14 protein-coding genes are annotated in these 15,126 nt (G+C 65.6%); 7 read left to right on the plus strand and 7 right to left on the minus strand.

What is annotated here, in order from left to right:
• Positions 1 to 3: 3 nt before the first annotated feature.
• The 3 genes from BLT60_RS18880 to BLT60_RS18890 all read left to right on the plus strand — a co-directional run bounded on the left by BLT60_RS18880 (position 4) and on the right by BLT60_RS18890 (position 3,874).
• On the plus strand, positions 4 to 726 hold the full coding sequence (locus BLT60_RS18880; protein WP_175478525.1) for a heparin lyase I family protein: 723 nt from the start codon (positions 4 to 6) through the stop codon (positions 724 to 726).
• A gap of 310 nt (positions 727 to 1,036) precedes the next feature.
• Positions 1,037 to 2,443, plus strand: coding sequence for a GumC family protein (locus BLT60_RS18885; protein ID WP_175478526.1), 1,407 nt, complete (start codon positions 1,037 to 1,039; stop codon positions 2,441 to 2,443).
• Between the two features lie 105 nt (positions 2,444 to 2,548).
• Positions 2,549 to 3,874 (plus strand): lipopolysaccharide biosynthesis protein, encoded by a 1,326-nt coding sequence (locus tag BLT60_RS18890; protein ID WP_090878847.1) that lies wholly within the window; start codon positions 2,549 to 2,551, stop codon positions 3,872 to 3,874.
• Between the two features lie 18 nt (positions 3,875 to 3,892).
• Here the strand turns inward: BLT60_RS18890 and BLT60_RS18895 are convergent, their stop codons facing one another.
• A complete protein-coding gene (locus BLT60_RS18895) occupies positions 3,893 to 5,014 on the minus strand; it encodes a glycosyltransferase family 4 protein (RefSeq protein ID WP_175478527.1) in 1,122 nt (373 codons plus the stop codon).
• Between the two features lie 337 nt (positions 5,015 to 5,351).
• On the opposite strand from BLT60_RS18895, the gene BLT60_RS18900 reads away from it, so the two are divergent.
• Positions 5,352 to 6,566 (plus strand): O-antigen ligase family protein, encoded by a 1,215-nt coding sequence (locus BLT60_RS18900; RefSeq protein WP_090878851.1) that lies wholly within the window; start codon positions 5,352 to 5,354, stop codon positions 6,564 to 6,566.
• A gap of 66 nt (positions 6,567 to 6,632) precedes the next feature.
• On the opposite strand, the gene BLT60_RS18905 is transcribed toward BLT60_RS18900, so the two are convergent.
• The 3 genes from BLT60_RS18905 to BLT60_RS18915 form a co-directional block, all read right to left on the minus strand.
• Positions 6,633 to 8,177 (minus strand): glucosamine inositolphosphorylceramide transferase family protein, encoded by a 1,545-nt coding sequence (locus tag BLT60_RS18905; protein WP_090878853.1) that lies wholly within the window; start codon positions 8,175 to 8,177, stop codon positions 6,633 to 6,635.
• Between the two features lie 128 nt (positions 8,178 to 8,305).
• Complete coding sequence (locus BLT60_RS18910; protein ID WP_175478528.1) at positions 8,306 to 8,884, minus strand: cupin domain-containing protein; 579 nt, start codon at positions 8,882 to 8,884, stop codon at positions 8,306 to 8,308.
• Positions 8,884 to 9,135 carry a phosphopantetheine-binding protein gene (locus BLT60_RS18915; protein WP_425285036.1) on the minus strand — a complete coding sequence of 84 codons (252 nt, stop codon included), beginning with the start codon at positions 9,133 to 9,135 and terminating at the stop codon, positions 8,884 to 8,886. Before BLT60_RS18915 ends, BLT60_RS18910 begins: the two co-directional genes overlap by 1 nt.
• 332 nt (positions 9,136 to 9,467) lie before the next feature.
• Here BLT60_RS18915 and BLT60_RS18920 point away from each other — a divergent pair, with 332 nt between their 5' ends.
• Both BLT60_RS18920 and BLT60_RS18925 read left to right on the plus strand, forming a co-directional pair.
• A complete protein-coding gene (locus BLT60_RS18920) occupies positions 9,468 to 10,709 on the plus strand; it encodes an acyl-CoA dehydrogenase family protein (protein ID WP_090878859.1) in 1,242 nt (413 codons plus the stop codon).
• A gap of 60 nt (positions 10,710 to 10,769) precedes the next feature.
• Positions 10,770 to 11,696: an amino acid--[acyl-carrier-protein] ligase gene (locus BLT60_RS18925; protein WP_090878861.1), complete on the plus strand. Its 927-nt coding sequence runs from the start codon at positions 10,770 to 10,772 to the stop codon at positions 11,694 to 11,696.
• A gap of 102 nt (positions 11,697 to 11,798) precedes the next feature.
• Here the strand turns inward: BLT60_RS18925 and BLT60_RS18930 are convergent, their stop codons facing one another.
• From BLT60_RS18930 to BLT60_RS18940, 3 genes are read right to left on the minus strand one after another with little or no spacing between them, the layout of a single operon-like run.
• On the minus strand, positions 11,799 to 12,533 hold the full coding sequence (locus BLT60_RS18930) for an SDR family NAD(P)-dependent oxidoreductase (RefSeq protein ID WP_090878863.1): 735 nt from the start codon (positions 12,531 to 12,533) through the stop codon (positions 11,799 to 11,801).
• Positions 12,526 to 13,923 carry an AMP-binding protein gene (locus BLT60_RS18935; protein ID WP_090878865.1) on the minus strand — a complete coding sequence of 466 codons (1,398 nt, stop codon included), beginning with the start codon at positions 13,921 to 13,923 and terminating at the stop codon, positions 12,526 to 12,528. Before BLT60_RS18935 ends, BLT60_RS18930 begins: the two co-directional genes overlap by 8 nt.
• The gene (locus BLT60_RS18940) at positions 13,910 to 14,155 is read right to left on the minus strand and encodes a phosphopantetheine-binding protein (RefSeq protein WP_090878974.1); all 246 of its coding nucleotides are present in this window, start codon (positions 14,153 to 14,155) and stop codon (positions 13,910 to 13,912) included. Before BLT60_RS18940 ends, BLT60_RS18935 begins: the two co-directional genes overlap by 14 nt.
• 96 nt (positions 14,156 to 14,251) lie before the next feature.
• On the opposite strand from BLT60_RS18940, the gene BLT60_RS18945 reads away from it, so the two are divergent.
• Positions 14,252 to 15,124, plus strand: a complete 873-nt coding sequence (locus BLT60_RS18945; protein WP_090878867.1) for a hypothetical protein — start codon at positions 14,252 to 14,254, stop codon at positions 15,122 to 15,124.
• Positions 15,125 to 15,126: the final 2 nt, after the last annotated feature.

Raw genomic sequence — 15,126 nt, forward strand, 5'->3', positions numbered from 1 at the left:
CAGGTGAAGGCACCCGTCACGCTCATGCGCGCGATTGCTATCGCCGCGGCAGGCATGGTTCTGGCGAATCCCACACTCGCGGGCCCCGCCAACGGAACAGTCCTGGTGCTGCCGTCGCCGAACGGCGATTCGACCTATGCTTTTGGTGTGCAGACCTCCGACAAGCCGTGGAGCATCGAGACGCCCGCGGCCGGCGCGCTTCGGTTCGAGGTGAAGGCCGGCGACCGCTGGCCGAACGATGCGCCGGGAAGGGAGCGAAGCGAGATCGCCGCGGCGGCCATCTATCCGCCGGGCGAAGACATTGCCGTGTCCTATGATTTCACGATCGAACCAGGTGTGGCGAGTTCCGCCAAGTGGCTGGTCGCCGGTCAGTTTCACGCCAACGATCGCCAGACGCCGCCGCCTTTTGCCGTCGAGATGCGCGGCGAGAAGCTGGCGATCGCGATCCGCTACAGGCGAGCCGAGGATGACGCGATCCAGTCGCAATACATCTACAGCGATCCAAAGGACCTGGAGCGCGGTCGGCCTTACGCGATGCAGATCGAGGCGCGGTTCAGCACAACCGACGGAGCTCTGCGCGTGCTTCGCGACGGCATCGAGATCGTCAGCTATCGCGGACCGCTTGGCTATGACAACGGCGTCTACTGGAAGCAGGGGGTCTATCGGTCGTCGGCCGATGAACCGATCGCAGCGACATACCGAAACCTGAGGTTCTCGCCCGGTTGAGGCAACCAGAAGGGCATGGATGAGGCGGGGCGCTTTCAACCTTGAGCGCGGTCCATAGCCGGCAAATCAGGTCGCGATTCATCCGGTGATTTTGCCTGCGTTGGGGAGGCTGCCAGTTTCTCTACGATTTTAACCAACTTTTCAGGATTGAGTCCAAGTCGGCGACTTCTCGTACTAACAATCGTCATCGAACCCGACGACGAAAAAGGGTTTCCCAGTGGCACACACACTCGACAATCAAGGAACCGCAGTCGCAGGCCCGGCCTCGCCGAGGGCGCGCAGCTATGCGGAGGCCCGGGCGGCCAGCGGGTTGGCGGTCGAACGTGGGCGGCTGGTCGATCGTCGTGTCTCGGATGGCACAGTTGCCGTCGATATCGGTCATCTCGGCGGATGGCTGCGCCGGGGTCTGGTGGTTCTGTTCCTCTTGGCCATTCTCGGAGCGGTTGCCGGCTTTCTCTTCGCGACGATGACCAAGCCGATCTACACGGTGTCGACCGACATCCTGGTCGATCCGACCAACCTGCAGGTCGTGCAGGACGACCTCTTTTCGCCGAACGTCCAGAACAATTCCCAGCTTCTAAGCGTCGACAGCAAGCTCCGCGTCCTGACGTCGCGGAACGTCCTCCAGCGCGTCGTTGCCGGCCTCGGCCTGCAGAACGACCCGGAGTTCGTCGATAACACCCCGTCCTTCTTCAGTATCGCTCGCCTGCTTGGCCAGGAGCGTCCGGCCGGCCGGCCCGAGGATACGGCGATCATGGCGCTGGCCGAACGGGTCAAGGCATCGCGCGACGAGCGGTCCTTCGTGGTGACGCTGTCGGTCTCGTCAGAGGATCCGCAGAAAGCCATCCTTATCTCCGAGGCGTTGGCCCAATCCTTCAAGGAAGAACTGGCGCTCGCCGAATCGACCAGCGCGTCGCGCACCGCGGCATCGCTTAACGGTCGGCTGGCGTCTCTCAGGGAAGAGGTCGATGTGGCCGAACAGGCGGTGGCGCGCTTCACCAACGAGCACGGACTGCAGTCGAGCGGCGACGAGTTGACCAGTACCCGCGAGATGACCGAGTTCAATGCCCTGAAGGTCGCAGCGCAGGGGCGCCTGATCGAAGCGCGGACGCGATATGAGGCGCTGGTATCCGATAGCGCCGACCCGACCGGCAACGCCGCGGTCCTGCAATCCGAGACCATTTCGCTGCTCAAGGCCCAGCAGTCGCTCCTGATGCAGAGGGCCGGTGGGCAAGCGCTCGCCTACGGGCCGCGGCATCCCGAGAGGCTGGCACTGGAGCGGCAGCTGGCGGATATCGACAAGGCAATTGCCGACGAGACGAAGCGGATCGTCGAGGCGGCGCGGATCGAACTGGCGGAGGCCGAGGCGACGGTGGCCGCGCTCTCGGATCGTGCCGACGAGAGTCGGTCGACCGTCGCGACGGATAACGGGGCCGAGGTCGAACTGCGCGCCCTGCAGCGCGAAGCCGCCGCCAAGGTCTCGGTCTATGAGGCATTTCTTTCGCGGGCACGCGAGATCACCGAACGCGAGCAACTCGACACGACGAATATCCGGGTCATCTCGAGCGCGGTGCCGCCGACCACGCGAAGCTGGCCGCCGAGCACCGCCATTGCGACCGCCGCCGGCGGGCTTCTCGGCCTGGCACTGGGCGTCATGCTGGTCATCGCTTTCGGGCTGGCGCGGGACATGCGTCGCAGCCAGCAACGTGGCGCCTAGCCGCTCGAGGACGTACCCCGGTCGCAGGACGAGGCGGCCCGGACCTTCCAACATTGCCCAGGGCGCCAGCCCTGCCGGTCCCGACATCGAGGTCGCAGATTCGCCGTGAAGGCTCTGATCCGATCATCCGTCATCGTCACCGGAATCCGGGGCGTCGGCATCGTGCTGCAGAGCCTGGTCCTGCTCTTCCTGGCCCGGACTTTGCCGGTCCATGACCTTGGCATCTTTGCTCTATTCTATGCCGGTTTCGGCATCGCGCGCATTCTCGGGCCTCTCGGCGCCGACCAGGTGACGATGCGGCGGGCGGCGGTCGCCGGCGGCGCGTTCGACGAAGAGCTTCACCGCGTCCTCAACACCTCCTTCGTCCTTGTCGTCGGCGTCAATGCGGCCGTCGCGGCGCTGCTCGCCGCCGTCGCCTTCCTCGCCTTCCCGTCGCTTCTGGCGAATACGGGCCTCTCAACCCCGCAGCTCCTGATTGTCGCCGCTTCGCTGCCGGCCTTCGCGATCATCGGGCTGATGACCTATCAACTGCGCGGCTTCAATCTCAACGCTCTGGCGCAGTTTCCCGACAGTATCGTGCTGCAACTGGCGCTTGGCGGCAGCGTTGCCGTCTTTTCGCTTCTCGGGCATCTCGATCTCGCCACGGCCTTGCTGTCGCTGGTCGGTGCGGCATGGCTGGTCGTGATCATCTATCTGGCGATCCGCCTCCGGCTTGGAGTCGACCTGAGCATCGGGCCGCGTTGGGCGACCACGAAGTCGCTGTTTCGGGAAAGCCGCGCGGTTCTCTACGCGCTGAGCGTCACCACCATCTCGGGCCGGGTGCCGCTCCTCCTTTCGGCGCCGCTGCTCGGATCGGCCGCGACGGCCATTTTCGATCTCGCGGCACGTTTCGGCAGCGTTCCGTCCATCACCACGTCGGCAGTGACAGCGGCCTTCTCGCCCCGATTCGCGGAGCTGGCGCACGCCCGTCAATGCGGGACGCTCTCCCGAACGCTTTCGGTGTCGTCGCTCGTCGCGGTGGCGCCCGCGCTTCTCTGCTTCGTCGTCATCGCCGTGGCGGCGCCATACCTGATCGAGGCCGTGCTGCCGCCGGTCTACGGGCACATCTATGTGCCGATGCTGGTGGTCTGCGCGGCGGCGACCGTCAATGCCTGCTTCGGCGTCACCAGCAGCCTCCTGTTCATGGCCGGGCAAAGCCATGTGGTGCGGAACTTCTCCTTCGCCCAACTGGCGACGGTCTGCATCCTGACTCCGCCGCTTGCGCTGGCTTTCGGACCGCTCGGTCTGGCCTGCGTGGCGCTGGCCAGTTCGATCGTCCGCGATCTCGGCATGGCGATCTGGGCAAGCCGGACATTCGGGATCGCGCCGCCGCCGTTCGGGATCCGCCGCACCGGGCAGCCGCAAATTCGAGAATCCGGCGAGCTCGCCTGATGGGCCAGGCGCGCCGGGTCAGTGCCTGCTGTCGGCCAGGCACGCCGCGTAGAGCGCCGCCATGCGCGTCGCATAGCCGTTGACGTCAAATCCTTCCAGGAATGCGGTTCGGGCGCCGTTGGACAGCAAGCGCCGGAGGTCGGCATCGGAGATCACGCGGCCCAACGCGTCGGCCAGTGCCTCGACATCGCCGGGCGGGACCAGGAGGCCGGAGACACCGTTATCGATCGCCTCGCCGATGGCGCCGACCGGTGTCGACACTACGGTCAACCCGTAGGCCATGCCTTCCAGCACCGACATCGGCAGCCCTTCGTGATGCGACGGCAGCACCATGATATCCGCGGACGAGAGCAGTTCGCGCACTGTGTCGGGGCCAACCCATCCGGGAAATGCGATGCGATCGCCGATGCCGCGCTCGGCGGCCGCAGTGCGGTATGCCTCGATGTCTCCGTCGCCGGCGAGCACCGCCGTCCAGGACAGGGCTGCGATCCGTGGCGTCGCGAGCGCCTCGATCAGTTCGGGAACGCCCTTGCCCTGGCCGAGCCGCCCGAGGAAGAGGATCTTCGGCGGTTTGGAGGCGTCCTCTCGGCGCTCGATGATGGCCGGGCCGGGGACCGCGTTGTGCATGACGACGACCCGATCCGGATCGATGCCGACCTCGTCGACAACGAAGGCGCGCCATTCGGCGCCGAGGACGACGACGCGGGCGGCACGGGTCAGCATGCTGCGGGTGAAGGCCCGGACCGGGCGCGGCAGGCCACGATAGAAGTGGTGATAGCGGCCACTGTGGATATGCACGAGATAGGGAGCGCCGACCATCCGGGCGACCAGTGCGATGATCGACTTGCGCGCCGTGCTGGCGCCGACCGAGACATTGATGTGGAGGATATCGGCCTTGGCCGTAGCGAAAAGCCAGGCAACCACCGCGGCGGCCCGCATGAGAAAGAATGGCGACCAGACGAGGCTGCCGGTGCCACGCGGATCGACGATCCTCACCTGCGGTGCGTCAGGCCGTTGCTCGAAGGCAGTCGCCAGGTAGTCCATCGCCCGGCTGATCCCTCCCTCGAAGTGTCGCCCGCCGGGGCAGACGATGACGGCGCGGATCTTTGTCGGACCGGGCGAGGCGGTGTCCTGGACCATGTGGGGCGAGCCGGTATTCCTGTCGGGCCAGAGGCCGGAAATGCCTGGACGCAGACCCGGTCGAAGCGGATCTCCGATGCCTTCCACCGTAGCCGCGAGGTCTGAATATTTCCTTTGGTCTCGCGCGAAAAGGCGCAGCGAAGGCCGCTTGCAGTGATCGCGCCATCGGCGTTCGCGGGCCGATTGCCTGGTTAAACATGTTTGCCGAAAAGCTAACGGGCTCCCTAAAGCAAGCGTAGAATATGAGGGATTTTCATGAGCCGACGGCAGGCGACCAAAGCCGGCATCCACGTTGGCGATCGAGCCCAGGGCGGCGATGTGAATCGGCGCGGCAGTCATGACCACCTATGACGATACCTTAGCAGGAACGGGCGGGCAGAGGCTGGTTCTCCGCATCTGGGGGCCGGTGACGCTGCTCTTCGTCGCCAGCGCCGTCCACACGCTCGCCTTTCCCTTCACCTCTGAGGCGATGGGCTATGCCATCGCCGGTGTGGTCGGACTGGCGCTGGTGCTGACCGCGATCCTGCCGGCCTATGCCGATGGCCGGCTCGAATTCGACGGACGCAAGGTCTGGTACCTGGTCATGCTGGTCGCGACAGCGATCGGCTTCTTCTTCCGGATCGCCAACGAGGCGACGGTGTTCGAATTCGTTACCAGTCTCATCCGGGTGCAGACGGCGCTCGCCGCGCTCATCTTCTTCACCTCCACCAGTGGAACCCTCGCCGTCCGTCCGGCGATCGTGACCTACGCCGCGATCGTGGCCATTGCCGTTGCGATGACGGCCTCTTTCGGTCTGTATGACTATGCCGGCATCGCGCGTCCCTATCCCTTCACCGGGGTCGGTGGCGTCCACCCCAGTGCCTATGCGGTCGCGGCGGCGCTGGTTGGCACCATCGTCTTCAAGATGCGCGGGGCGATCGGCTGGAAGCTGGCCATGCTTCTCGGTGCCCCGCTGCTCGGCTTGCTCCTGGCGTTCCAGGTGCGGACGACATGGATGATGATGCTGGCCTTCGTCAGCGTTCTCCTCATTGCCGCGATCCGTCGCCGCGTTGATCAACGAGCGTTCTCCGCGATGCTCGGCATTTCGCTAGCGGTGATTGTCATCGTTGTCGCGCTGCTGATGGTGTTCGGCCTCGGCGGGTTCGACCTCACCAACTTTTCGAGCGGTCGAACCAGCGTCTATGTCGAGCGCCTCCAACTGATCGCCCAGCGGCCCTGGCCCGAGATACTGTTCGGCACCGGTGTCGGGTCCGACAGCCTGCGCAGCGCGACCTGGTGGTGGGAGGAGAAGGATTCCCACAACGACTTCCTGCGGATCGTCGTCGAGCAGGGTGTCATCTGCGTCGTGGCGGTGGCGGCCATCCTGATCGGATCGGCGCGGCGGTTGACGGATACGGTCCAGTTCGCCGTTTTCGCCGCCCTGGTCTCCGGGTCGCTGCTCAGCAACGGTCTGCTGGATCGGCCATTGCTCGCCGTGCTCTTCGTCAGCACGCTGGCCATTCGGGACAGGCGGCCGGACGCCAGGGGTCGGATGCCCGTGGCCGGCGACTGAGCCACCCGGACTGGTCGCTGCAAGCCGACGACATTCTCGCAGATCCCGGCGCAGATGATGCGGGCGTCAGGTCAGAACCGTGCGGGCCGCGGTTGCGGCGACGGCGGGGTCTGGCGCCATCGCGATCCGACAGATCGACCGGCGGCGCGGAACGCTCTCGTCGATGCCGTCGATTGTCTCGAGCCGGCCGGCACGGTTTAGCGTGTGGATATGCGGATACGGCCAGTCGGAACGGATGTCGATGCCGACCGGCGGAGCCATCGTCACCATGGCCGCGTCGAGGTGGATGATCTCGGACAGTCCCAGTCCGCCGCCGTAGCACTGCGTACCGTTCTGGACCGGCAGGAAGAACCGGCCGTCGATCTCGACAACGGCGCCGCCCGGGCGGGCCCGGCTGCGGTCGATCAGGATCGGGTTCATCGGGTGGGGCATCCACGGGCCTTCCAGCGATTCGGCATGAAAGACGACGAGGGTGTCGGAGGCGCTGCCGCCATGGTCGCGTTGGGTGGCAAAGAGCCAGAGCTTGCCGTCGCGGTCGAGCAGGGTCGCGTCAAAGAGATCCTCGCCCTCGATCAGAGTGCGATGCCGCGTCCAGCGACGGGGAAAGTCCTCCGCCCGGTAGAGAATGAGGCTGTTGCCGGCGCCGCCTTCCGGCAACATCCAGATCTCGCCGTCCCGGGCGAAGACCTGCGGATAGGAAAGATGATGCGGTTCCTCGAGAACCGGGCCGGTGCCGATGACATGGCCGTTCGCGTCGATCTCGGCCACCGAGATCACACCCTTGCCGGTGGTGTAGGGGAGCTCCTCGACGAAGATGAAATGGCGGCCGGCCCAGGCGAAGGGAAAGGGGTCCCCATAGAAGCGCTGGCCGTCTTCGGGAAGCATCGACCACGCTCCGCCGCCGAGCGTGCCGGTCTCGGCGACCCCCGGGCCGTCGACGAAGCGATAGCCGACCCGCCAGTGATGGTCGCGGTAGCACAGCCGGCGCGCCGCCCGTTTCACCAGCCGCGGCAGGGTTGAAGACAGGTATGCGCTGGCCAGGCCCCGCCTTGGCGGGGCCGCCGGTGCGGCGATGGGTTTCGGGACGATCGCCGCCAGCCGGCCCTCGACGAACCGCTCCGCCGTGGTGACGACGAGGGTGATGGCGCGGGCGAGGATGTCGTCGAGACCGCGCGATATCAACACGCGGCTGTCGACCATCGGCGCGGCGGTTGCGACGGGTTCGCCGTCGAGGCTGAGCGACAGGTCGGGCAGGCCGCCATTGGCGAGCACGCGGGCGGCCGTCGATACGCAGCGGCTACCATCGAAGGAGATGGTGAGGGTCGGTGCGACGCGGTTCACGCTGGCCCCGGTGAGGTCTATGGCCAGCTCGGCGGCGCGCGGAGAGGCGAGCTCGGCGGGACCTTCGACGACGGCGGCGAGGTTGCATCGTCGCGACGAGAGGAGTCGCCCTTCGAGCGCAAGAATCAGGTCGAGAGTGGGAAGCGATGCCGACCCCGAGCCGGTCCGGATCACCGCGACGTCATGCCCGGTCACGCGAAGCCGGTCGACAATTGTCGCCTGCCACCGCCGCAGTCCCTTTTCAGGCAGGATGACGTCAATGCATGCCACGCGTCACAGCCCCACTCTTCATGGCATCGGTCGATGCCGACAAATCATGCGTGCAGCGAGATGGCGATTTTCCGGCAGGGCCAGGTGTCGCTGCAGGGAGGCCCCGGGGACTCGGCCCCGGGACTAGCCTACAGGCCGATGGCGTTGGCCCCGATCCGCAGCGCCTTGATGACGCGCCCGGGATTCTGGATCCGGAAGGTCTTCCTGATCCGGTCGTTGACCACCCAGGTCGCTGTCGTGCCGGCAACGAAGCGGGTGCTCTCACCGGCCTTCAGGGTGAACTTGCGACCCATATAGTCGATCTCCGCCGACCCTTCGAGCACGTAGATGTCCTCGTCGACGCTGTAATGCCAGACGAAGCTGCCGGGGCCGACCGCCTGCCAGATGCCGCTCGACGAAGCCCAGAAGTCGGAGCGTTCGAAGACGGCCATGCTGAATTCCGGCGATCCGGAAAGGATCCAGGAGGGGTCGATTGGCGACGGCTGCAATTCGTGCGGCTGCGCCAACCCGAGGTCGGCCTTGTAGCCGATCACCGCCGGCATGCGGGTGGCGAGGCCGATCGCCCCGACCACCGCCAGGGTGACGATCACGGTCGTGGCCACGAGTCCGAAACGCCGTGTCTTCTTCGGTGCGCTGTCCGTTCCCGCGCCACCGAAGGCGTCGGTGAGCGCCGGGCCGGACGCCGTTGATTGCCGATAGTTGCTCATCATGCGGCCTCCTGCGGATCCAGTAGTCGGGAGACGAGGGTGGTGATGCTGTCGACGGAGCGGAAATTCTCCGGCGTGATCTGGACAGGGGGGATGGTCACGTCGAATTCGGCCTCGACCGCCAGCATGAGGTTCACCATGTCGACCGAGGTCAGGCCGATTTCGATGAGGTCCTGACCGGTCGAGATCGGAGGGCGGCCGGTTTGCCCGTCGGGGTGATTCCTCGCGAGGATGTCCTCCACGAGGGCCACGAGCCTGTCTTCCGAAGCGGAAACGAAAGTCTTGAGCGGTTGCATGGGCGGATACCTGCGGTCGCGTTTTCTAAAGTCACGGCATCCTTTTATCTCCGGCGAATTCTGTCAATTTTTAATCAATATCCACGACCATGTCGCTGAAATTAACCTTACGACTTAAAGTTAAGATCCGCACATAGACAATTTGAGTCAGATTCGAGAATAGATTTCTTGAATTGCTTCAAAATTTGCACGAGTTTGTTTGCTGCGATCCTTGCTACCTATCGGAGAAGCTGCGGCGCGATTGCATCGGAGCAAGATGGCAAGGGACCGAGCAGGAGAGGCACACCATGACCGCGCTCGACATTACCAAGCCCGAATCCCGTCCAACCCGACCGCACGCCAACGGCAATGCCGTTCCGGCGGATGCCGTGTCTGCAACCCGCAAGGAGCGCGTCGAAGCGGCGGCCGCCATTGCCCGACAATACGCGCCCGAGGTCGACACGGCGGGACGGTTCCCCAAAGAGGCGATCGCGGCGATCCGCGAACAGCGGCTCTTCGGCATCATGATTCCCCGCGAGCTCGGCGGCGAGGGCGCCAGCGTCTCCGACGTTGTCGATGTCTGCTACCGGCTCGGCCAGACCTGCGCTTCGACCGCAATGATCTTCGCGATGCACCAGACCAAGGTCGCCTGCCTGGTCCGCCATGGGGCAAGCGATCCCTGGCATCGCAACCTGCTCCACCGCGTCGCGGCTGAACAACTGCTCCTCGCCTCGTCGACGACGGAGGGCAAGGCCGGCGGCAATGTCCGCTCCAGCGACGCCGCCATCGTTCGCGACGGCGATGCGATCAGTCTCGAGCGCGCCGCCACCGTCATCTCCTACGGCGCCTATGCCGACGGCGTGGTCACCACGGCCCGGCGTTCGGTCGAGGCCGAGTCCTCGGACCAGGTGCTCGTCGCCTTCCTCAAGGACGACTACACGCTGGAGCCGACTGTCTCCTGGGACACGCTTGGCATGCGCGGCACATGCAGCTCCGGCTTCGCGCTGAAGGCAACCGGTTCGGCCAGCCAGATCCTGCCGGTCTCCTATGACAAGATCCACGCCCAGACCATGACGCCGGTCGCCCATCTTGCCTGGGCCGGGGTGTGGACCGGCATCGCCGCCGCGGCGGTCGAGAAGGCGCGGCTCTTCGTTCGTAACGCGGCGCGCCATTCGAAGGGTCAGTTGCCGCCGGCGGCGGCGCGCGTCACCGAGGCGAGCGCGTCGCTCCTCAAGCTGCAGAGCCTGATGGACGCGTCGCTTCGCCGCTTCGAGCAGGCCGCCCATGATGAACGGGTGCTCGGATCCTTCGACTTCCAGACTGCGATCAACCTGGTCAAGGTCGATGCGTCCGAGCTGGCGGTCGAGACCGTGATGACGGCCATGCGCGCCTGCGGATTGTCCGGCTATCGAAACGACGGCGATTTCACCATCGGCCGTCATCTGCGCGATGTGCTCTCGTCGCCGATCATGATCAACAACGATCGGATCATGGCGAATGCCGGCGCCTCGTCGTTGATGGTCGCCATCCCCGAATCCCTGCAGGGCTGAGGCCGACGGCCGGAGCCCCGAGAAACCGAACCCCTTGTCGAGTTGCGGAGTCCGACGATCATGACCGTAGCCATCAGAACCACTGTTTCCGAATCGCCGGACCGGCAGGATGCCCTTGCCGACGCCCTGTTCCATCCCATGGGTGTCGCCGGCGTCTATGCGCGCACCGGCCTCTACGAGGATATCGTCGAGCGCCTGACCGCATGGATTTCCGCCAAGCGCGAAGAGGGCACCGAGGTTCTTCGCTTTCCCCCGGTGATGAGCCGGCGCGACCTCGAGAAGCACGGCTACCTCAAGAGCTTCCCGAACCTGCTCGGCTGCGTCTGCGCCCTGCACGGGACGGAGGCCGATATCCGCGCCGCCGCCGATCTTCAGGCGACCGGCGGCGACTGGACCGCATCGCTGTCGCCGGCCGACATGGTGCTCAGCCCGGCCGCTTGCTACCCGGTCTATCCGCTGGCCGCCAGCCGCGGTCCGGTCACCCCCGGCGGCTGGCTGTTCGACGTCGCGTCGGATTGTTTCCGGCATGAGCCGTCCAGCGATCTCGATCGCTTCCAGTCCTTCCGGATGCGCGAATATGTCTGCATCGGCAGCGAGGACGAGGTCCTTGCCTTCCGCGACCGCTGGATGGCGAAGGCCGAGGAGCTGGCCGGCGAACTGGGGCTCCCCTGCGCCGTCAAGCCGGCAAGCGATCCCTTCTTCGGTCGCACGGGCCAGGTCATGGCGGTCAGCCAGATCCAGCAGGCGCTGAAGTTCGAGCTGTTGATCCCGCTCCACTCGGCCGAGAAGCCGACCGCCTGCATGAGCTTCAACTGTCACCGCGATCACTTCGGAACGACCTGGGACATCAAGGACCAGTCGGGCGCTCCGGCCCATACCGCCTGTGTCGCCTTCGGCATGGACCGGCTGGCGGTGGCGCTGTTCTGGACCCATGGCCTCGACACGGCCGCATGGCCCCATGCGGTCCGCGATTCCCTGAAGCTCTGAACACGACGGCTCGCGGCGACCGCGAGCCGATCACCTCGACCACGACAATGCCGGGCCTCGCGACCTCGTCGCGGGGCTTTTCGTTGCAAATACCGGTGGGTTTCAGGCCGTGCTGCCGGCGTCGACCGTCAGCACCGTACCGGTGATGCTGCGCCCGCCTTCGCCGAGCAGGAACTCTATGCTGCGGGCGACGTCGTCGACTTCCGTCAAGCGTCGCAGGGGGCTGCGGCGGACCAGGCGCGCGTGATGATCCTCGTCCATGCCGTTGGTCATGTCGGTGTCGATGAATCCCGGCGCGATCGCGTTGACCGTCACGCCGACCTTGCCCATCTCGCGGGCAAGCGAGCGGGTGAAGCCGACAAGGCTCGCCTTGGTCGCGCTGTAGACCGACAAGCCGCTATAGCCGTTCGAGGCGACGATCGAGGCGATGTTGATCACCCGCCCGGCGCCCTCGATCATCATCGAGCGCGTCACGTATTTGGTCAGGACGATCGGCGCCAGGGTGTTGAGCCGGATCAGGCCCTCGATCTGGGAATTGTGCATGTTGGCGAGCAGGCCCGACGTGCCGATGCCGGCATTGTTGACGAGGCCGTAGATAGCGCCCGACGACTTGCGGATATCGGTGACAAATGCCGGGATCGCGTCGGTGTCGGTCAAATCGAAGGACGCGAAGCGCAGCGCGCCGGTTCCCGCCTCGCCGACCGCGTCGATCGCGGCGGAGAGTTCGTCGGACTGCGACCTCGCAACGGCAATGACGCCGTAGCCGGCCGCGGCCAGCCGCGTTGCGATGCCGAGGCCCAGTCCCCGACTGCCGCCGGTCACGATGACGTTATGCATGGTCGCGGGCCAGCTTGCCGGCGGCCGTCACCGTCAGCGCCGGGACGAAGCGGATCGTTGCCGGCACCTTGTGCTGGGGCAGGGTGCCGCGGCAGAGATGGATGATCTCATCCTTGAGCGCATCGTCCCAGCCTTCGCCGGAAGCTGCCGGTTGGTTGTCGTTCAGGACGACTTCGGCGACGACGATCGATCCCATGATCGGGCTCTTCCTTGCCTTGACCAGCGACATGCGAACGCCCTGGTGCCGGTTGATGACCGCCTCGACCTCTTCCGGGTGAACTTTCAGGCCGCCGACATTGATGATGCCGCCACGCCGGCCAACGAAATAGAAGCGGTCGCCGCGGCGCTCGATCATGTCGCCGGTGTCGATGAAGCCGTCCGCATCGGTGAGCGGTTCGGCGTTGCGGCCGAGATACCTATCGGCGCCGCGCGGCGAGCGAATGCGAAGCGAGCCGTCCTCGACCTTCATCGAGACATCGCCACCGCCTTCGATGAGGCTGGCCGGGAAGCCTTCGAGGCCATCGTCGACGGCGAAGCCGACTCCCGCCTCGGTCGATGCATAGGCATGGCCGATCGCCGCGTCGGGAAAGGTGTCGTGGAGGGCGTTGAGAATCGCCTGGTCCGCGATCTCGCCGGACAGCCGGATATAGTCCGGCGCGATCGCATTGGCCGTCGCGCACATGATCGTCCGGCGCCAATGCGACGGCGTTCCCGAGATGTGGGTGACGCCGCTGGCCGCCAGTCGATGGAGATGATCGACGATCGTTTCGCCGGCATGGGAGAGGACGAGGGAACTGTCGCCCAGCATGGCGCGCAGGAAGATCTGCAGTCCGCCGTAGCGACGGATGTCATAGAAGGTCGCCCAGACCGTCGGCCGTTCGCGCGGTGGCGGCGTGGTGATCGCGGCGGTCAGGCCGTCCAGGCTGTGGACCACCATCTTGGGGACGCCGGTCGTGCCGGAGGTCAGCAGCACCCATTCGGTCGCGCACGGTTCGCTCGGCGCTCCCTCGTATGCGGCGACGGGAAGGCCGCAGCCGACAACCGGCTTGCCGATCGCGGCGAAGGTCCCGGGATCGCGGTCCGAGACGATCGCGTCGACCTCGGCGTCGTCGACGATCGCCGCGAGATAGTCGGGACGGAGGTCCGGTGGGGACAGCACCATGCGCCGCGCGACACCGTCGAGTTCGATCACGGCGAGGGCAGCGGTCATCTGGTCGTCGGTGGCGATCAGGACAGATCGGCCGGCCAGGGTCTGGCGGTCGACGGCGAGGCTCGTCCCGACGGCGATCGCGTCGAGGGAAACGCTCGCGTCGACGCCCAGGATGCGGCGGCCGGTGAGACCGGCGCCGCGCAGGATGCCGCCAAGCGTCCGCGGTCTAGTGTGCGCCATCCTCGTACAGCCTGACGAAGTCGCCGAAGGTGACGGGGAAGTTGACGTCATCCGACGCGGTGAAGGGGTCGTAGCCCAGCTTGTCTTCGAGATTGGCAACCAGCAGGGCAAAGCACAGCGAATCCAGACCGGAATCGGTCAGGACCAAGTTATCGTCCAGCGCGGCGATCTGTTTTTCTTGTTGTTTGGCAATGGTCTCTATCTGAGAGACGATCTTTTCTCTGGTCGTCATTTTAACCATCTGATCGAATTAAATTGTACTTAGACTGTAATAAAGAGGCGGATACGATACAAGTTGATTGACTATTCATGGTGAACGACGCCGCCGATGGAATCCGAACCCAGAATCCGCTGCCGAGCGATCACGGAAGACGATCTCGATGGAGTGATCGCCCTGCTCATGCGCGGCTTCCCGATGCGCGATCGCGCCTACTGGGCGCGTGGTCTCGGCCGGCAGTCCGAGCGCATCGTGCCGGAGGGCGTTCTACGATACGGCTGCATGCTCGATCGGGGCGGCGAGGCGGTCGGCGTGCTGCTTGTGCTGTCCGGATCGGTGGAGATCGACGGCAGGACCGAGACCCGCTGCAACCTGTCGAGCTGGTATGTGGAGCCCGCGTTCCGGAGCTTCGCGCCCATGCTCGTGTCGGTGGCGCTGAAGAACAAAAACGTCACCTTCATGAACGTGACCCCGGCGAAACACACCTGGCCGGTGGTCGAGGCGCAGGGCTTCGCGCCGTTCTGCCATGGCCAGTTCACCGCCTTTCCGTTTCTCAACCGGAGTCGAGGCGCTGTCCGGGTGAGCCGCGTCGATGCCGGCCAGACGCCGACGCAGTCCCTCGCATCGCCCGAACGCGACCTGCTGCGGGCCCATGCCGGCTATGGCTGCATCAGCCTTGTCTGCTCGACGCCGGATGGCGACGTTCCGTTCATCTTCCGGCCGTTCAAACGGTGGAAGGACCGGCTGCCCTGCATGCGGCTGATCTATTGCCGCGACATCGCGGATTTCGTCCGCTTCGCCGGACCGCTCGGCCGGCATCTGCTGATGCATGGCAGTCCCTGGGTGATCGTCGATTCCGACGGGCCGATCGACGGGCTGGTCGGCTTCTACCAGACCGAGAGCGGCCGCAAGTATTTCAGGGGGCCCAACAAGCCGCGGCTCGGCGATCTCGCCTATACCGAATTCGCCCTCTTCGGACCCTGACC

Source organism: Bauldia litoralis, assembly GCF_900104485.1.
GTDB classification, from domain to species: domain Bacteria; phylum Pseudomonadota; class Alphaproteobacteria; order Rhizobiales; family Kaistiaceae; genus Bauldia; species Bauldia litoralis.